This is a genomic window from Roseomonas sp. CCTCC AB2023176, assembly GCF_042259275.1.
Classification (GTDB): Bacteria; Pseudomonadota; Alphaproteobacteria; order Acetobacterales; family Acetobacteraceae; genus Roseomonas.
Genome location: NZ_CP170086.1, coordinates 4,968,526 through 4,985,755 on the forward strand (window position 1 = coordinate 4,968,526; position 17,230 = coordinate 4,985,755).

The following is a 17,230-nucleotide window of genomic DNA, read 5'->3' on the forward strand; positions in this document are numbered from 1 at the left end:
CCCCTCCCGCCGATGCTCTCCTGGGCGGGCGGTGCGCGGCGGCCCGGATGGTGCGGCGGCTCGCCCCGATGGGGAGCCCGGGAAGAGGCCTCGCCAAGAGCGGCCGGGGGCGGCAGGCTGACACCCAAACGCGCCGGCCGAGCGCCGAACGGGAGATGTCCGCCATGCACCGCCGCACCCTCATGGTTCAGGGCGGCCTCGCCCTCGCCGCGGCCCCCTGTTTCGCCGCCCGCGGGCAGGACGCCGCCTGGCCGACTCGGCCCGTCACCATCACCGTCCCCTTCGTGGCCGGCGGGCCGTCCGACATCGTCGCGCGTGCCGCGGCCAATCGCATGGCGCAGTCGCTGCCTCAGCCGGTCGTCGCGGAGAACCGGGTCGGCGCGAATGGGGAGGTCGCGGCGCGCGCCGTCATGCGCCTGGCGCCAGACGGGCACGCCATCATGGTCGGCTCGATCGGCGTCTGGGCCATCAACGCGGCGCTGCGACCCAACCTGGGCTACGACCCCGTCCGGGACTTCACGCCGCTGACGCTGGCTGTCACGACGCCCAACGTCCTCGTCGTCAACGCGGAGCGGAACCCGGCGCGGGACGTGGCCGCACTCGTCGAATGGCTGAAGTCGCGTCGGGGAAATGCGTCCTATTCCACGTCAGGGGTCGGGTCGTCCGACCAGTTGACGACGGAACTGTTCAAGCTGCGGACGGGAACGGAGATCACGCACGTCCCCTATTCCGGTGGCGCGGCGGCGGCGACGGACCTGATCGCGGGGAATATCGACATCTCCTTCCAGAATCTCGGGACGGTCGCGGGCCACATCGCGGGCGGGCGGCTGCGGGCCCTGATGGTGACCAGCGAGGAGCCGCACCCCGTCCTGCCCGGCGTGCCGACCGCGGCACAGGCGGGCATCCAGGATTTCGTCGTGACGTCCTGGCAAGCCTTCATGGCGCCGGCCGGCATGGCGCCCGCGCTACGTGACCGGGTTGCCGACACGCTGCGGAACGCTCTGACGACGCCGGAGGTGAAAGCGCGGCTGGAAGCGATCGGGCTCTCGGTCGTCGCCAGCAGCCCCGACGATTACGCACGGTTCCAGGCGGCGGAATTGGCACGGTGGCGGGAGGTCGTGCGGGTCGCCGGGATCACGGCGACCTGAGGGAGAGGTGGCGCGGGCGCGGCCGTGACTGCCTCAGCCCAGGGAGCCCAAGGCGTCCCCGATCGCACCGCAGACGGCGACCACGCCGTCGCAGGCACCGGACGCGACCGTGCCAGCGAAATCCCCGATGGCCGTGGCGACGTCCAGCGCGACGCCGGCGACGTCGAGCGTGGCATTCACGCCTTCCAGCGCATTGCCCACCGGGTCGCTCCCTCGCCGGGCCTCTTCCTCTGCCCGCAGGGCGGCTTCGGCCTCCTCCGGTGTCGGGGTCATCGCAGCGCTCCCGTTCTTCTCCCACGAGAGGTTGATCCCGCACCGGTGCCGGTTCAAGGCGGCGCACCGTCGCGTCCGTCGCATGACGGGCCTTCCCGCCCCTGCGGCGAGGCCGCACCTTCGGCGGGACAGAGGAGGTCCCCCGCGATGCCCGAGCCGCGCCCTGATACCGCCCGTTCGGCCGTCCCTCCGGCGGCCCCTCTGGCCGCGCTCACGGCCCTGCACCGGAAGGCGCTTTGGCTGTCCACCTGGATGATCCACCACGCCAATCACGTCCGGGCGAACGAGGACGGGGTGAAGGTCGGCGGACACCAGGCCTCCTCCGCCTCCATGTCGCACCTGCTGACGGCGCTGTACCTGTCCGTGCTGCGGCCGGAGGACCGCGTTGCGGTGAAGCCGCACGCCTCGCCGGTCTTCCACGCCATCATGTACCTGCTCGGGCGCCAGACGCGCGAGAAGATGGAGAACTTCCGCGGGTATGGTGGCGCGCAATCCTATCCGTCGCGCACGAAGGACCTGCCTGACGTGGACTTCTCGACGGGCTCGGTCGGGCTCGGCGTGGCGCAGACCCTCTTCGCCTCGCTCGCGCAGGACTACCTGCGGCTGAAGGGGATGGGCCAAGGGCCGGATGGATGGGCGGAGGGACGGATGGTCGCCCTCCTCGGCGATGCCGAGATGGACGAGGGCAACATCTTCGAGGCCCTGATGGAAGGCTGGAAGCACGGCCTGCGCAACACGTGGTGGGTCGTGGACTACAATCGCCAGAGCCTCGACGCGGTGGTGCGGGAGGGGTTGTGGTCCCGTCTCGAGGCGACCTTCCGCAACTTCGGCTGGGACGTCGTGGTCCTGCGCCACGGCACCTTGCAACGCGCGGCCTTCGCCGAGCCGGGCGGCGAGCGACTGCGGGAATGGATCGAGGCCTGTCCCAACCCGCTCTACTCCGCACTGACCTTCCAGGGGGGTTCGGCCTGGCGAAAGCGGCTGCTGGACGACATGGGCGACCAGGGCGCCGTCACCGCGTTGATCGAGCGGCGGAGCGACGACGAACTGGCCGAACTGATGGGCAACCTCGGTGGACACGACCTGCCGACGCTGCTGGATGCCTTCGAGGCCGCGCGGGGGCACGACCGCCCGACCTGCTTCATTGCCTACACGATCAAGGGCCACGGCCTGCCGCTGGCGGGCCACAAGGACAACCACGCGGGACTGCTGACGCCGGCGCAGATGGACGGGTTCCGGCGCGCGATGCGCGTGCGGGAAGGCCACGAGTGGGACGCATTTGAAGGCCTGGACGTGCTGGAGGCCGATCTGCGCCGCTTCCTGGCGGAGGTCCCATTCGCCCAGGGCGGGCAGCGGCGCCGGTCCGCGCCGGCGATCGCGGTGCCCGACGCGCTGCCCGTTCCCGCGCAGCCCGTCATGTCCACGCAGCAAGGCTTCGGGCTGATCCTGCACGAGATCGCGAAGGGCGACACCGACCTGGCGCGCCGGATCGTCACGACCTCGCCCGATGTCACCGTCTCCACGAATCTCGGCCCATGGGTGAACCGCCGCCGCGTTTTTGCGCGCGAGGAGATGGCGGATACCTTCAAGCGGGAACGCATCGCCTCGACCTTCGACTGGCGATCCTCGCCGGAAGGGCAGCACGTGGAACTCGGCATCGCCGAGATGAACCTGTTCCTCAACCTCTCGGCCTTCGGGCTGGCGCACGACCTGTTCGGGGAACGGCTGATCCCGATCGGCACGCTCTACGACCCGTTCATCTCGCGCGGGTTGGATGCGATGAACTACGCCTGCTACCAGGGCGCGCGCTTCCTCCTGGTGGCCACGCCCTCCGGCGTGACGCTGGCGCCGGAGGGCGGGGCGCACCAGTCCAGCAACACGCCGCTGATCGGCATGGCGCAGGATGGGCTGATGCATTGGGAGCCGGCCTTCGTGGACGAGTTGGCCGTGCTGATGCGCCACGCCTTCGCGCATCTCCAGTCTCCTGATGGCGGCTCGGTCTATCTCCGCCTCACCACGCGTCCCGTCGAGCAGCCGCGGCGGGAGATGACGCCGGACCTGCGCGACGCCATCATCGCCGGCGGCTACTGGCACCGCCGCCCCGGCCCGAACGCGGCGATCGTGGTCGCGTGCAGCGGCGCGGTGACCCCCGAAGCGATCGAAGCGGTGGGACTGCTGGCGGAGGACCGGCGGGACGTCGGGCTCCTCGCCGTCACCTCGCCGGATCGGCTTCACGCCGACTGGACCGCGGCACAGCGCGCGAGGGACGCAGGGGACGCGGCGGAGAGCCACGTCGAACGCCTGATGGCCGCTGTCCCGCCCGGCGCCGCGCTCGTCACGGTGCTCGACGCGCATCCCGCTTCGCTCGCCTGGCTCGGAGCGGTACGCGGCCATCGCGTGCGCGCACTGGGGGTGGAGCATTTCGGCCAGACCGGGACCGTGTCCGACCTCTATCGCCACCACGGGCTCGATGCCGCGGCGATCATGCGCGCGGCGCAGGCGATGACGCCCGGGCGGCCCGTGCGCCACCTCCGCGTGGTGTAGGCGCGCGTCGGCCGCCCGGCACCGCGGCGGGGGTCAGAGCGGCGATGGGTCGGCCCGGTAGAGGTCAACGTACCGGGCCAGCCGCATCGCCTGGTCGTCCATCGTCCCGCCGATCCGCCGCGGCGCGCCGAAGTCGAAGTTGAAGCGGTACTTGCCCGAAGCGTCCATCAGCAGGTCCACCGCCCCGGGCCGCTGGCCGTCCCGCGCGAGAACCGCGTCGGACAGCGAGCGGAACAGCCGCTTGGCCTCCTCCGTGAAGGGAACCTGCACCTGGCGGAGCGCGCCGTCCGCGTCGCGGACGATCGCCACGCCGATGCGGTCCTCGGTCAGCTGGTCGCCGTCGATCTCCATCTCGTAGTTGACCGCAATCCGCTCCCAGTCCTCCTCCACGGCCTCGTCCAGCGCGGCGAAGATCCGCGCATACAGCTCGGTCACGCCCGCGGCGTCCATCGTCGTGCTCCCGTCCCCGGCGCGGATCATGGCGCTCCCTCTCCTTCCATCAAGGCTCCGCCGCGCGGGCGGGCCCCCGGAGGTTGATCACCTCCCGCTCATGCCACAGCGTGTCGGCCCCGCCATCCCTGACGCGATAGGCCACGAAGAAGACGTCGGGGCGGGAGGTGCCGTTGCCCTCGGCATAGGTCGGCCGGATGCGGATCTCCACCTCCTTGCCGCTATCGGCGAGCTGCCGGACCTGCTCCTCGAAACGGCCGTAGGCTCCCGTCGAGCCGTTGATGTTCACTGTCCCGTCCGGCAGGTCCCTTCCGTTGCCCGGCACGATGTTCAGCCGGTTCGACGGGCCGCCCAGGCTGTCCGCGATGACGTGGAAGCCGACATCGGTGGCGTCGCCCTCGTGCCCGATCCGCCGCTGAAGGCTCTCCCGCCGCCCGGCCTTCGTGCGAACCACCTCGCCGCTCGCCTCGACGACCCGTCCGACGTCGTCGGTCTGCCATCGATAGGTGCCGTGCTCGAAGGCCGTGTTCGCCGCACGCTCGCCGAGCGGCCTGTCCGCTGCGGCATTGAAGGCCTCCTGGCTTTCGAAGCGCAGGGTCTGTCGCGGCGGCGGCAGGGGCTTCGACACCTCGCCGGCCGGGATCGAGAGGTCGTCGTCCGGCTTCGGCCGCCTCGGCCGCGGTGCACGCTCGACCTGCCCCGTCTCTCCAGCGCCGGCCTCACCGGCCCCGGCCCTGCCGGGCGCGGTTTCACGCGCCCCGGTTTCACGCGCCCCGGTTTCACGCGCACCGGTTTCACGCGCCCCGGTTTCACGTGACCCGGCCTCACGCGCACCAGCTTCACGTGCCCCAGCGTCACGCGCACCGACTTCGCGGGACCCCGGCTCGCGTGCCCGGGTCTCGCCGGCCCCCGCCTGGCCGGTCTCGGCCGACGGCTCGCGGCGCGGCGCATCCCGGGCTTGGCGCGGCATGGCCGCGCCCGACGCCTCGCTGCCGGGGCGTCGCGCGGTGCGGACGGCGTCGCCGGCCTCCTCCGCCCGTCGCGCGGCGCCGACCGCACCGCCGAGCGCGTCTCCGGCCGCCCCGGCGCGCCGCCCCCACTTGCCGGCCGTTGCCACGTTGCCAAGCAGCGGCACGGCGCCGGCCGCCGACAGCGCGGCGTCCACCCTGTTGCCCTCCGCGAGGTACCAGCCCGCGTTCAGCAGGTCGGCCGCCTCGCCGATGACCGGCACCATCCCCGCCACGTCGAGCACGCCGTGGCCGATGTCGGACAGGCTGGGGCCGCCGCGCCCCGGGTCCGCCTGGGCCCGGCGCGCCTCCTGCACCGCGCGGTCGAAATCCGCGCCCCGGGGTGCCGGCGGTCCGGATTCCTTCACGGCGCGGGCCGCGCCCCCGATCTCCTGCACCATGGTTCCGTCCATCGCTGGCAGGCGGAGAATGGCGCCTGCAGCACGCGAAGCGGACTCACGAAGGGTCGGTCAGGGAAGCTTCATCGCGGCGAAAATTACGGTCCGCGACCATTTGTTCCGACCCGCTCCGGGCGGCCGCTAGGCGGCGGCGCGGACCTCGCGCAACTCCTGCAGCGCCTCGCCCATGGCGGAGACGGCGCGGTGCATGACCTCCGGCGTGTTCGCGCCGATCGCGGCGATGCGGATGGAGGGCGTGGGCGTCGTGTGGAAGTTGCTGATCAGGAAGCCGCGCCGCTTCAGCGCATCCGTGAAGCCCTGGAGCGACCAGCCCGCGAGGTCCGGCTCGTGCAGAGTCAGGATGATCGGGCCCTGGTGCGCCGTGTCGAGGTAGGGCCGCAGACCCAGCGCAACGGCGCCGTCGCGTAGGATGCGCATGTTCTCCTGATAGCGCGCGAGGCGCGCGGCCTGGCCGCCCTCGCGCCGGTAGGCCTCCACCGCGACCCCGAAGGCGCGCAGCGCCTGCACGGGCGGGGTGAAGCGGAAGGAGCCCCAGCCCTTGTTCTCGCCGTGCCAGAGTACGTCGCCGAGGTCGAAGCACCAGGACCCCGCCTGGCCGCGCCGGGCGCGGGTGCGCTCCACGGGGCAGACCGCGAAGCCGATACCCGGCAGGCCTTCGAGGCACTTGTTCGACGTGAACAGCACCGCGTCGCATTCCGGCATCGCCGCGATGTCCAGCGGAAGCGCGCCGAAGGCAGAGACCGAGTCGAGGATCATCCGCCGCCCCGCCGCGCGCACGGCGGCGCCGACGACGGCGGGATCGTTGACGATTCCCGACCCGGTCTCGGAGTGGACGAGGCCGACATGCGTGATCGCCGGATCGCCCGCGAGCGCCGCGGCAACCTCCTCCGCCGTCACGCCGCGCGTGTCGGGGACGGGCAGCACCACCGGCATGCGGCCGCATTCCTCCGCCAGTCGGGCGATGCGCTCCGCGTACTGGCCGTTGTTGGGTACGAGGATCTTCGCGCCCGGCTCCACGAAGGTCCTGACGGCGGCTTCCACCATGAAGTGACCGCAGCCCTGGAGGGGCAGAGTTGCGTGCTCGCCCGGCTTGCCTCCGGCGATCTCCCGCACCGCGTCGCGGATGCCGGCGTATTCCGGGCTGAATTCGCGGTCCCAGGGGGCGATGTCACAGGCGGCGGCGGCCGGGACCTCCGGGCTGGTCTGCACGGGGCCGGGCGTGAGGAGGATCATCGCAATCTCTGGGACGGGATGGTTTGGCGCCGACCCAAACTGCCCTGCCCCCGAACTCCGGGCAACACGCGCCTGACCTTGCGCCGCGGTCAGGTGGTCAGGTGGTCAGGTCGCCCCGCAGTTCCCGGATCAACTTGCGCCGGATCGCGCCGACGAAGTCCGCGTAGTCCCCGCAACTTATGACGAAGGCACCGGGGCCGCCGATCACGTGGGCGGCGTAGTGCGCGACGAGGTCGGGTTCCTCGTTCAGAACCGCGAGCGCGTTGATCGTTACGCCGGCCGAGACGCCCGCGTCCCGCACCGGCGCGGGCGACGGCCCCGCATTGGCCTGCCCGTCGCCGGAGACGTCGAGCACGAGCCGCTCCGGCGGGAAGGGGCAGGCCGCCAGGAGGGCGAGGCCCGCCCCCATCCCCTCGCCCAGCGCCGTCGGCCCGGGCGCGACGGCGCGCGGCGCGTCGTCCACCGCCGCCGCGGCTGCCTCGGCACCCGCGGGACCGGCGATCCGCATCCAGTCCACGGCTGTCGCGTGCTCGCCGACGCCGGACCACAGCACCAATGCGACCGCCGCCGCGCCGCGTGGGCCTGCCGTCGCCGCGCGCACCACCTCCGGGTCCCGGAAGGCGGCAGCGAGGCCGCCCATCATCAGGCCGAACTCGTCGTGGTCCACGGAGGCCGAGGCATCCACGGCCAGGCAGAGGGCGACGTCCACGGGATCCATCGCCCGGATGTGGGCACGCGGAGGGCCCTTCGCCAGCACGGGCCCCCAGGCGGGCACATCCCGCGGCGCCCACGGCCCGGCGCTTGCCAGCCCGGCCCCCAGTGCGAAGATCGATGGCGCAACGGAGGCACGACGATGCATCGCCGCGACCTGTTCCTCGGCATGACCGCCACGGCGCTCGCCACGCCCGCCCTCGCGCAAGGGCGGTATTCCAATCGCCCGATCCGGATGATCATCCCCTATCCGCCGGGCGGGGCCACCGACGCGATGTCGCGGCTGGCAGCGCAGAAGATCGGCGAGAAACTCGGCACCACCGTGGTGACGGAGAACCGCTCCGGCGCGAACGGCACGGTGGGCGGCGCCGCCGTCCTCCAGGCACCGGCCGATGGCTACACGATCCTCGGCTCCGCCAGCATCCACGTCATGGCGCGGCACGTCATGCGGGCGGTCCCCTACGACCCCGTCGCGGATTTCGTGCCGATCGCCCGTACGGCGCGCGGCCCCCTCGTGCTCGTGATGGACCCGCGGCGGCCGCAGCGTACCGTCGCGGAGGTGGTGGAGGCCGCGAAGGCCGATCCGCGACGCTGGACCTTCGCGACCTCCTCGCTCGGCTCGGCCGGGCATCTCGGCACCATCGATTTCAACCGGTTGACCGGCGCGAATGTCGAGATCGTCGGCTACCGCGGCACCGCGCCGGCGCTGGCGGACGTGGCTGCGGGCAACGTGCAGCTCATGTTCGACCCGGTGCTCGCGACCCTCCCGCTGATCCAGGGCGGGCAGGTCCGCGGCATGGGCATCGCGACGGCCGCCCGCACGCCGCTGGCGCCCGACCTGCCGACGATGAACGAGGCGGGGCTGCCGGGCTTCGAGTTCTACTCCTGGTACGGCGTCTGGGGTCCGCGCGCGATGCCGGCGGACATCGTGGCGGCGATCAACGGGGCCCTGAACGCGGCGATGCGGGAGCCCGAGGTGGCGCAGCGCCTGACCCAGCTCGGGTTCGAGGCGGTGGCCGAGACCCCGGCTCAGCTGGAGGCCTTCGTGCGGGAGGACGTGGAGCGCAATTCCGCCCTGCTGCGCCTCGCGAACTTCCAGCCGGAGTAGCGCCCGCCGGCGCCGGCCGTTACAAGCGCGGCACGGCGCAGGGGGGCACAGGCCCCGGCCCGGGACGGCCTCATCAGGGAACCGCGTCTTTGGACGGCAGCGCAGCGGGGGAGGCGGGTCCTCCCGAAGGTCGCGCGGCGGAGCACGCCGGCGCCCCGATCTCCCGCCTCGTGGCGGAGGTCGCCGCCACCTTCCCCGGGGAGCGCATCAACCTCGGCGAGATGGTGGACGCCTTCGGCGACCGGGCCTTCGGACTGCTGATCCTATTCCTGTTGCTGCCCGGGCTGCTCCCCGGGCTCGCCAGCGTCTTCGGGCTGCCGATCCTCATCCTCGGCGTGCAGATGGGTCTCGGCTTCTCGCAGCCCCGCCTTCCCGCCTTCGTCGCGCGGCAGAGCCTGAAGCGCGCGGACATCCTCCGCTTCACCGAGGCCTCGTCGAAATGGCTCGGGCGGGTGGAACGCTACGTCCGCCCCCGCCCCGGCCCCTTCACGACGGAGTTCGGGCGGCGGGTCTTCGGCTGGCTGTCCGCCTACGTCGCCATCATGCTGATCCTGCCGGGGCCCGGCACCAACGGTCCGCCGGCCTTCGGTAACATGGTCATGGCGCTCGGCCTCATCGAGCACGACAGCAAGGCGGTGGGCTGGGGGATCGCGCTCACGATCCTCGGCTGCGCCTTCGCGACGGGCATCCTCATCGCCATCGGCTGGTTCGGCGTCGAGGTCTTCAACTACTTCATGTGATGCGCGCGCGGTGCTAACACCGCCGCACGCGACGGTGGCCCGAGAGGGCTGAAACGGGAACGCGCGACGCGGGGTGCCCTCGACGAGGTTGCCCCGCCCATCCGCGGCTGCCCCCGCAACTGTAGGCGGCGTTCGGGCGCCCAGACGCCATTGCGGTCCCCCGGGACCGCGAGAAGGCGGGCTCCCCGGCGCGTGCGCAGCGTGCACCCCGGTGCAAGCGACGCATGCACCACGCCGCGAGCCAGGAGACCGGCCGACGCGGAGGGGTTTCGCGCGCGCCCGGGCGGGGTGCACCGGCGCACGGAGCAAACGGGCCACGACGTGCGGAAGCTCGCCGTGATCCCGTCCGCAGGCGAACCGCGTCCACCGTCGCGCGCCCGACTTGCGCGCGGCAGACCGTGACCGTTCGCCGAAGGGAGATCCCCGTGCGACGTCTTCTGCTGTCCTATGCCGTGTCCCTGGGCGCGGCCCTCGCCGCCAGCCCTGCCCTTGCCCAGACGGCGGCGCCCCCACCGCCGGCAAGCACCCCACCGGAGCCCACTGCGGCGATCACCGAAACCGTCGTCACGGCGACGCGCATCCCGACGCCGATCGAGCGCGTGCCGGGCAGCGTCACCGTCATCGACCGCCGCACCATCGAGGAACGGGGCTACCAGACCGTCGCGGAGGCGTTGCAGACGGTGCCCGGCGTGGCCCTGATCCAGGCCGGTGGCCCGGGCCAGCAGGCCAGCGCCTTCATTCGCGGCACGGCGTCCCGCCACGCGCTGGTGCTGCTGGACGGCGTGCCGATCAACGATGCCTCCGACCCCAACGGCGCCTTCAACTTCGGCAACGACGTGCTGGGCCTGGAGGTGGACCGGATCGAGGTCCTGCGCGGCCCGGCCTCGGCGCTCTACGGTTCCTCCGCCATCGGCGGCGTCATCAACATCGTCACGCGCCGCGCGCCGCGTGACCGGCCGGTGGAGGTCTTCGGGGAGGCCGCGGCGGGGTCCTTCCGCACGCTGCGCCTGGGCGCCGGCATCACGGGGACAGTCGGTGAATTCGACTACCTCTTCTCCATTCGCAGCCTTTCCACCCGTGGCTCCGACGCGACCGCGAGCCGCTTCACCCGCAACACGGGGGAGCGCGACGGCTTCTGGGGCGTCTCGGCCACCGCGCGCGTCGGGTGGACGCCGTCCGACCGCTTCCGGGCCGAGGCGCTGCTGAACTGGCGCGAGAACCAGGGCGGCATCGACAACGTCCCGAACGACGATCCGAACTACGAGTTCGACGACCGCCGGTGGACCGGCCAGATCCGGCTGGAAGGCCGTCCCCTGGATGTCTGGACGACCGGCCTGCGCATCGCGCGCACCGAGGACCGGCGCCGCTACACCAACCTGCCGGACAGCCTGTCCCGCGCCACGACGGACGACCTGTTCCGCGGACGCCGCGACTCCCTCGACTGGGGCAATCAGGTTCGGCTGCCCGACATGGGCGTCTTCGACCAGAGCCTCGTCTCCTTCGGCGTCAGCGCGGAGGAGGAGGAGGTGCGCCAGGCCAGCGGCTCGCCGACCTTCCGGACCACGGTGGACGCGACGCAGACGACGACGGCGGCGCATGCGGCCTACCAGGTCCGTCTGTTCCGGCGCCTGGACCTGACGGCAGGCTTCCGGAACGACGTGCCGGAGGGCTTCAACTCCGCCGCCACCTACCGTCTCGGTGCCGTGCTGCAGATCCCCGAGGTTTCGGCGCGGGTGCGGGCCTCCTACGGCACGGGCTTCAAGGCGCCGTCGCTCTACCAGCGCTTCGGGCGGATCGGGACGACCTTCCAGGGCAACCCCGACCTGCGGCCCGAGACGAGCGCGGGCTGGGAGGCTGGGGCGGAATTCGACCTGGCGGTCGCAGGGAACCGCGACTTCGCGACGCTCGGCGCGACCTACTTCGACAACCGGATCACCGGGCTGATCAACTTCAACGCCGCCTTCAACTCGCTCGAGAACGTGGACCGCGCGCGGATCAAGGGCGTGGAGATCGCGGCGACGCTGCGACCGGCGCGCTGGCTGACGGCGCAACTCGCCTGGACCGTCACCGACGCGCGGGACGCCCGCACCGGGGACCGTCTGGCGCGCCGTCCTGAGCAGACCATTGCGATCAACGCCTCGGTCCGGCCGGTCGAGGGCGTGACGATCGCGCCGGAACTGTTGATCTACGGCCGGTCGCGTGAGGGCGCCTTCGCGTCCTACCGCGACAACGGCACGTCCTTCGCGGTGTCGCGCGACAACAAGGCGGGAACGGTGTTCAACCTCGTCGGCACCTGGCAGGTGACGGAGCCCGTCGCGCTGTTCCTGGAAGGCCGCAACCTGACGGACAGCCGGTTCGAGCCGGCGAACGGCTTCCAGATCGCCGGGCGCTCGGTCCTGGTCGGCGCGCGCGGGCGGTTCTGATCCCCCCGGGGCAGGTCGTCCCGCGATCCGGGGGCGTCCGCGCGGCGCGGGCTTGAACGCCGCGCTGCCCGGCGCATCCTGGGCCGATGTCGTCCGGCCCTGACGTCCTGATCCTCGGCGGCGGCTCCGCCGGCTGCGTGCTGGCGTCCCGCTTGTCGGAGGACCCGGGGCGCCGCGTGCTGCTGGTGGAGGCCGGGCCCGACCTGCGGGCCGGTGCGGTCCCGGCCTCCATCGCCTCCCCTATCCGGGGCGGGCCTACTTCAACCCGGATTTCGTCTGGCCCGGGCTGGTGGCGCGCTTCGGTCATGACGGTTCCAACGCCCCGACGGCGCGTGGCTACGAGCAGGCCCGCATCCTCGGCGGCGGGTCGGCGATCAACGGCATGGGCGCCAACCGCGGTGCCCCCGCCGACTACGCGGAATGGGAGGCGGCGGGCGCCGCGGGCTGGGGATGGGACGATGTCCTGCCCTTCTTCCGCAGGGCCGAGCGCGACCTCGACCTGCCGGACGACCCACTGCACGGGCGCGACGGCCCGTTCCCCATCCGCCGCGTGCGGCGCGACCACTTTGCGCCCTTCGTCCGCGCCGTCGAGGACGCCTTGACCGCCCGAGGCCATCCCGCCTGCGCCGACCAGAACGGGGCGTGGGAGGACGGGACCTTTCCGGCCGCGACGAACCTGGACGAAGAAGGGCAACGCGCCTCCGTCGCGACGGCCTACCTGACCTCCGCCGTCCGCGCCCGCCCAAACCTTGCGATCCGCACGGGGACGCCGGTCGAGCGCCTGACCCTCGACGGCACGCGCGTGACGGGCGCGGTGCTGCGGAATCCCGACGGTGCGACCGAGACGGTGCGGGCCACGATGACGATCGTCAGCGCCGGCGCCTTCCACTCGCCCGCGCTGCTGATGCGCAGCGGCATCGGGCCGGCGGGGGACCTCGCGGCCCTGGGCATCCCCGTCGCGGTCCGGCTCGACGGGGTGGGGCGCAACCTGATGGAACATCCGTCCATCGGCGTATCGGCCTTCCTGCGTCCGGGGCAGAGGATGACGGGCGGCGATCGCTACCACCTCCAGGCGCTGCTACGCTGGTCTTCCGGGCTCGACGGCACACCGCCAGGCGACATGCACGTGGCGATGCAGGCGCGGTCGGGGTGGCATTCCGTCGCGCGGCGGATCGGTACGCTCTTCTCCTGGGTGAACAAGTCCTACTCCATTGGGCGCGTCAGCCTCGTCTCGCCCGACCCGTGCACGCCGCCGGCGGTGGACCTGAACCTGCTTTCCGATTCCCGCGACCTCGTGCGGCTCGCGATGGCCTTCCGCCTCACCGCGTCCGTTCTGGTGGATCCGGCGCTGGCAGGCGTGGTGCTCGACGTCTTCCCCAGCACCTATTCGGCGCGGGTCAAGCGCCTGCTCCGCCCGACGCGGACCAACGGCGCGCTCACGGCGCTCGCCGCGCCGCTGATGGATACCAGCGCCGCCTTCCGCGCGCGGGTGCTGGCGATGGCCGGCGAGGGCAATGCCCCGCTCGCCACGCTGCTATCGGACGAGGGCGCGCTGGAGCGGCATCTGCGGCGCCACGTCGGCGGCGTCTGGCACCCCTGCGGAACCTGCCGCATGGGCGATCCCGACGACCCGCGAAGCGTCTGCGATCCGGCGGGACGCGTGATCGGCGTGGAAGGGCTGATGGTCTGCGACGCCTCGCTTTTCCCCACCATTCCCTGCGCCAACCTGAATTTCCCGGTGATCATGACGGCGGAAAAGATCGCCGACGGCCTGCGCCGCGATCTGTGATCGCGCGGGGCCCGGCGGGCCCTTACCGCCCACGCCAGGGCCCGGTCATAAGGCGAATGTGGAGGCACCGTTCTGGCATTGCACCGGGCGGCGGATGGGCGCGTGGGGGTTCGCCCTCCTCGTGTCGCTGCTGGCCGTGCTGCCGGCCCGTGCGCAGGACCGCGTCGTCCTCCAGCTGCAATGGGACAACCAGTTCCAGTTCGCCGGCTACTACGCCGCCCTTTGGCAGGGCTACTACCGGGAAGCCGGGCTGGACGTGGAGATCCGCTCCGCCTTCCCCGACGGCGGCGGTCCGCTGCGGTCGCCGGTGCGTGAGGTATCGGAAGGCCGCGCACAATTCGGGACGAGCAACGCCGGCGTCCTCCTTGCCCTCTCAGGAGGGGCGCGGATCGTCGTCGTCGCCTCGATCTTCCAGCAATCGGGCACGCGGCTCTACTACCGCCGCGACCTCGACGTCCGTTCCCTCGCGGACCTCGTGAGCCTGCGGCTCGGCCGCAACCAGGGGAACGAGTTGCTGGACATGGAGCTGAGGGCGATGCTCGCGGCCGAGGGGATCGACCCCGCCCGGCTGAACGTCGTCCTGAAGGCCCCGAACCGCCTCCTCCAGGCGATGGCCGAGGGCGAGTACGACATGACCTTCGGCTACATCCTCTCCGCGCCCTTCGAGATGCGGGAGCTCGGCCTCGACTTCGCGGAAATGCGCCCGTCCGACTACGGTATTGCCTTCTACGGCGACAGCCTCATCACCTCGCCGGAACTCGCGGCGCAGAACCCCGAACTGGTCCAGCGCTTCAAGGACGCGACCCTCCGCGGCTGGCGCTACGCGCTGGACAACGCCGACGCGATGGCCGAGCGGATCGCGCGGGACCTGCCGCGATACCTGCCGATCCAGGACCGGCTCGGCTTCAACCGCTTCATGGTCCCGATCGTGCGGGAGCTGACGCTCCACCCCATCGTGGACCTCGGCAACATCAACCCGGAGCGTTGGCGCCTGATGGCGCAGCAACTGGTGCGCGCGCGGGTCCTGCCGGAGGTGCCGGATCTCTCGAACTTCGTCTTCGATCCGGACAAGGACCGGAGCCGCCGCGCGGAGGCGACGCGGCGCTTTCTCGCGATCTCCGCGACCGTGACGCTCCTAGCCGCCCTTCTCGCCTTCGCCTGGGTGATGGCGCTGCGCCGTGCCGTCGCCGGTGCGCGCAAGCGTCTGGAACAGAGCCAGGAGGCGCTGCTGCAGGCCCGCAAGCTGGAGGCCGTGGGGCAGATGACCGGCGGTGTGGCGCACGACTTCAACAACCTGCTTCAGGTCGTCGCCTCCGGCCTGACGCTGCTGGAGCGACCCAACACCGACGAGTCTCGCCGACGCGCGGTGCTGACCGCCATGCGCCGCGCGGTCGAGCGCGGCACGCGCATCGCCGCGGGCATGCTGGCCTTCGCGCGGCGGAAGTCCTTCGTGCCCGAACGCATCGCACCCTCCGCCCGATTGCCCGCCATGCGCGACCTGATCGAGGGCGCGCTGCGTGGCGACATCGTGCTGCGCATGGACGTGCCGCCCGACCTCTGGCCCGTGGATGCCGACGCGACGCAGCTGGAGATCGCGTTGCTCAACCTCGCGGTCAACGCGCGCGACGCCATGCCGAAGGGCGGGACGCTCACCCTCTCCGCCCGCAACCGCACCATGCCCGCGGGCGGGGACCTGTCGGGGGACGCGGTGGAGGTCGCCGTCGCCGACACGGGCACCGGAATGTCGCGCGAAGCTCTCGCCCGTGCCTTCGAGCCGTTCTTTACGACGAAGCCGGTCGGCAAGGGCACGGGCCTCGGCCTCGCCCAGGTCTACGGCTTCGCACGGGGGTCCGGCGGCACGGTGCAATCGAGAGCACGACGGGCGGGGGCACGGCGGGCGGGGGCACGGCGGGCGGGGGCACGACGGTCCGCATCCTCCTCCCCCGCGCGGCGGGCGAGGCGCCGGTCACCGGCGACGCGGCCGCCGGCCTGTCCGCCGATCCGGCCCGCCCGCTCAATATCCTGCTGGTCGAAGATGATGACGGAGTCGCGACCGTCCTGACCGAGGTGCTGACGGGCCGAGGGCACCAGGTGCAGCGCCTCGCCGCGGCCGGCGGCGCGCTGGCAGTGCTGGCGGAGGGTGCGCGGCCCGACGTCGTGCTGACCGACCTCGTCATGCCAGGCGGTCGCAGCGGCCTCGACCTCGCGCTGGAAATCCGGGCGCGGCATCCGGGCCAGCCCGTCCTCCTGATGACCGGCTTCGCGGAGCGAGAGGAGGAGGCGCTCGCCGCCGGCCTGCCGCTGCTGCGCAAACCGGTGGAGGAGGCGGAGCTGATCGCGGCGCTCGCCGCCGTCGCGCCGGCGCGCGCCGAGGCGGTCTGACGCCTACCGGCTCGCGCCGGGGACCCAGAGGACGTCGCGCCCTGCGTTCACCGCGCGGGACAGCACGAAGAGATGGTCCGACAGGCGGTTGAGGTAGCGCACCGCCTCCGGGTTCACCGCCTCCTCCGCCGCCAGCGTGACGACGGCGCGTTCCGCCCGTCGCGCGAGGGTTCGCGCGAGGTGCGCATGCGCCCCGGCCGCCGTGCCGCCGGGCAGGACGAAGGAGGTGAGCGGCGGCAGCGCGCCATTCATCGCCTCGATCTCCGCGTCGAGCCGCGCACACTGCGCCGCCGTCACGCGCAGCCTTTCCCGCCCGCCTTCCTCGAGGGGCACGCAGAGATCGGCGCCGAGATCGAAGAGGTCGTTCTGGATTCGCGCCAGCGCCGCGTCGTGCGGGCCGGTGTCGTACAGGCGCAGCAGGCCGATCGCGGCGTTCGCCTCATCCAGCGCGCCCAGGACCTCGATCCGCGCGTGATCCTTCCGCACCCGCGTCCCGTCGCCGAGCGAGGTCTCGCCCGAATCGCCGCCGCGGGTGGTGATGACGTCCAGCCTGACCATGCGATTTCCTACTCCAATCGGAAGACGACACGGTACTCGCGCGTCCCGAACACGTTGATGCCGTCGCGCACCGCCGGCGCGAAGCGGCAGCGGCGGATGCCCTGGACCGCGGCCTCGTCCAGGCCGGTGGAGCCGCTGCTCTCGATCACCCGCGCCTCGACCACGCCGCCATTGTCGCGAATGCGCAGGCGCAGGTTCACGGCGCCGGTGACGCCGCGGCGGCGCTCGTCCGGCGGGTAGGGGATGGCGTCCGCACAGCCCGGCAGCGGAGCGCCGACGCCCTGCGTCAGCCCCGGCGCCCCGAAGGCCCCCGCGCCCAGCCGGACGCCGGCGGCGGGGGCGGCATCGGATGGGGAGGCCTGGACGGACGGGCCCGACGGGGAAGCCACCACGGCCGTACGCGCGGGCGGCGTGGGAACGCGGGGTGGCGCTTCGCGCGCCGGCT

Annotated in this window: 15 protein-coding genes, 1 pseudogene and 1 riboswitch; of the genes and pseudogenes, 9 read left to right on the forward strand and 7 right to left on the reverse strand. The window is 72.5% G+C overall.

What is annotated here, in order from left to right:
• The first annotated feature begins 164 nt into the window (after positions 1-164).
• Positions 165-1,148, forward strand: coding sequence for a Bug family tripartite tricarboxylate transporter substrate binding protein (locus ACE7GA_RS24915; RefSeq protein WP_376093108.1), 984 nt, complete (start codon positions 165-167; stop codon positions 1,146-1,148).
• 33 nt (positions 1,149-1,181) lie between these two features.
• Here ACE7GA_RS24915 and ACE7GA_RS24920 read toward each other — a convergent pair whose 3' ends face one another.
• Complete coding sequence (locus ACE7GA_RS24920; RefSeq protein ID WP_376093111.1) at positions 1,182-1,421, reverse strand: hypothetical protein; 240 nt, start codon at positions 1,419-1,421, stop codon at positions 1,182-1,184.
• Between the two features lie 147 nt (positions 1,422-1,568).
• Here ACE7GA_RS24920 and ACE7GA_RS24925 point away from each other — a divergent pair, with 147 nt between their 5' ends.
• Positions 1,569-3,965: a transketolase gene (locus ACE7GA_RS24925; protein ID WP_376093114.1), complete on the forward strand. Its 2,397-nt coding sequence runs from the start codon at positions 1,569-1,571 to the stop codon at positions 3,963-3,965.
• Between the two features lie 33 nt (positions 3,966-3,998).
• Here the strand turns inward: ACE7GA_RS24925 and ACE7GA_RS24930 are convergent, their stop codons facing one another.
• From ACE7GA_RS24930 to ACE7GA_RS24945, 4 genes are all read right to left on the reverse strand, one after another.
• Positions 3,999-4,445: a hypothetical protein gene (locus ACE7GA_RS24930; RefSeq protein ID WP_376093117.1), complete on the reverse strand. Its 447-nt coding sequence runs from the start codon at positions 4,443-4,445 to the stop codon at positions 3,999-4,001.
• A 19-nt stretch (positions 4,446-4,464) separates the two neighbouring features.
• Positions 4,465-5,835, reverse strand: a complete 1,371-nt coding sequence (locus tag ACE7GA_RS24935) for a DNA/RNA non-specific endonuclease (protein ID WP_376093120.1) — start codon at positions 5,833-5,835, stop codon at positions 4,465-4,467.
• A 126-nt stretch (positions 5,836-5,961) separates the two neighbouring features.
• Positions 5,962-7,074, reverse strand: coding sequence for a 2-aminoethylphosphonate--pyruvate transaminase (locus ACE7GA_RS24940; RefSeq protein ID WP_376093123.1), 1,113 nt, complete (start codon positions 7,072-7,074; stop codon positions 5,962-5,964).
• 97 nt (positions 7,075-7,171) lie between these two features.
• Complete coding sequence (locus tag ACE7GA_RS24945) at positions 7,172-7,792, reverse strand: DUF1194 domain-containing protein (protein ID WP_376093126.1); 621 nt, start codon at positions 7,790-7,792, stop codon at positions 7,172-7,174.
• Positions 7,793-7,927: 135 nt separating this feature from the next.
• On the opposite strand from ACE7GA_RS24945, the gene ACE7GA_RS24950 reads away from it, so the two are divergent.
• The 7 genes and pseudogenes from ACE7GA_RS24950 (at position 7,928) to ACE7GA_RS24980 (ending at position 16,227) form a co-directional block, all read left to right on the forward strand.
• Complete coding sequence (locus ACE7GA_RS24950) at positions 7,928-8,893, forward strand: Bug family tripartite tricarboxylate transporter substrate binding protein (protein ID WP_376093129.1); 966 nt, start codon at positions 7,928-7,930, stop codon at positions 8,891-8,893.
• 170 nt (positions 8,894-9,063) lie between these two features.
• Entirely contained in the window at positions 9,064-9,633 is a 570-nt protein-coding gene (locus tag ACE7GA_RS24955; protein ID WP_376093132.1) for an exopolysaccharide biosynthesis protein, read from the forward strand.
• Positions 9,634-9,648: 15 nt separating this feature from the next.
• Positions 9,649-9,906, forward strand: a riboswitch (cobalamin riboswitch).
• A gap of 152 nt (positions 9,907-10,058) precedes the next feature.
• Positions 10,059-12,056: a TonB-dependent receptor plug domain-containing protein gene (locus ACE7GA_RS24960; protein ID WP_376093135.1), complete on the forward strand. Its 1,998-nt coding sequence runs from the start codon at positions 10,059-10,061 to the stop codon at positions 12,054-12,056.
• Between the two features lie 86 nt (positions 12,057-12,142).
• Positions 12,143-12,250: pseudogene (locus tag ACE7GA_RS24965) on the forward strand (NAD(P)-binding protein); the annotation flags it as partial.
• A gap of 95 nt (positions 12,251-12,345) precedes the next feature.
• Positions 12,346-13,845: a GMC family oxidoreductase gene (locus ACE7GA_RS24970; protein ID WP_376093138.1), complete on the forward strand. Its 1,500-nt coding sequence runs from the start codon at positions 12,346-12,348 to the stop codon at positions 13,843-13,845.
• Positions 13,846-13,939: 94 nt separating this feature from the next.
• Positions 13,940-15,907, forward strand: a complete 1,968-nt coding sequence (locus ACE7GA_RS24975) for an ABC transporter substrate-binding protein (protein ID WP_376093141.1) — start codon at positions 13,940-13,942, stop codon at positions 15,905-15,907.
• A 5-nt stretch (positions 15,908-15,912) separates the two neighbouring features.
• Entirely contained in the window at positions 15,913-16,227 is a 315-nt protein-coding gene (locus tag ACE7GA_RS24980) for a response regulator (RefSeq protein ID WP_376093144.1), read from the forward strand.
• Between the two features lie 3 nt (positions 16,228-16,230).
• On the opposite strand, the gene ACE7GA_RS24985 is transcribed toward ACE7GA_RS24980, so the two are convergent.
• Together ACE7GA_RS24985 and ACE7GA_RS24990 are read right to left on the reverse strand one after the other, a co-directional pair.
• Positions 16,231-16,785, reverse strand: coding sequence for a cob(I)yrinic acid a,c-diamide adenosyltransferase (locus ACE7GA_RS24985; RefSeq protein WP_376093147.1), 555 nt, complete (start codon positions 16,783-16,785; stop codon positions 16,231-16,233).
• A gap of 8 nt (positions 16,786-16,793) precedes the next feature.
• On the reverse strand, positions 16,794-17,174 hold the full coding sequence (locus ACE7GA_RS24990) for an energy transducer TonB (protein WP_376093150.1): 381 nt from the start codon (positions 17,172-17,174) through the stop codon (positions 16,794-16,796).
• Between the last annotated feature and the right edge of the window lie 56 nt (positions 17,175-17,230).

Coding starts and splice junctions, on each gene's coding strand:
- ACE7GA_RS24975 (WP_376093141.1), top strand. CDS start 13,940: ATGGGCGCGTGGGGGTTCGCCCTCCTCGTGTCGCTGCTGGCCGTGCTG.
- ACE7GA_RS24935 (WP_376093120.1), bottom strand. CDS start 5,835: ATGGACGGAACCATGGTGCAGGAGATCGGGGGCGCGGCCCGCGCCGTG.
- ACE7GA_RS24915 (WP_376093108.1), top strand. CDS start 165: ATGCACCGCCGCACCCTCATGGTTCAGGGCGGCCTCGCCCTCGCCGCG.
- ACE7GA_RS24950 (WP_376093129.1), top strand. CDS start 7,928: ATGCATCGCCGCGACCTGTTCCTCGGCATGACCGCCACGGCGCTCGCC.
- ACE7GA_RS24945 (WP_376093126.1), bottom strand. CDS start 7,792: ATGGATCCCGTGGACGTCGCCCTCTGCCTGGCCGTGGATGCCTCGGCC.
- ACE7GA_RS24985 (WP_376093147.1), bottom strand. CDS start 16,785: ATGGTCAGGCTGGACGTCATCACCACCCGCGGCGGCGATTCGGGCGAG.
- ACE7GA_RS24940 (WP_376093123.1), bottom strand. CDS start 7,074: ATGATCCTCCTCACGCCCGGCCCCGTGCAGACCAGCCCGGAGGTCCCG.
- ACE7GA_RS24925 (WP_376093114.1), top strand. CDS start 1,569: ATGCCCGAGCCGCGCCCTGATACCGCCCGTTCGGCCGTCCCTCCGGCG.
- ACE7GA_RS24930 (WP_376093117.1), bottom strand. CDS start 4,445: ATGATCCGCGCCGGGGACGGGAGCACGACGATGGACGCCGCGGGCGTG.
- ACE7GA_RS24920 (WP_376093111.1), bottom strand. CDS start 1,421: ATGACCCCGACACCGGAGGAGGCCGAAGCCGCCCTGCGGGCAGAGGAA.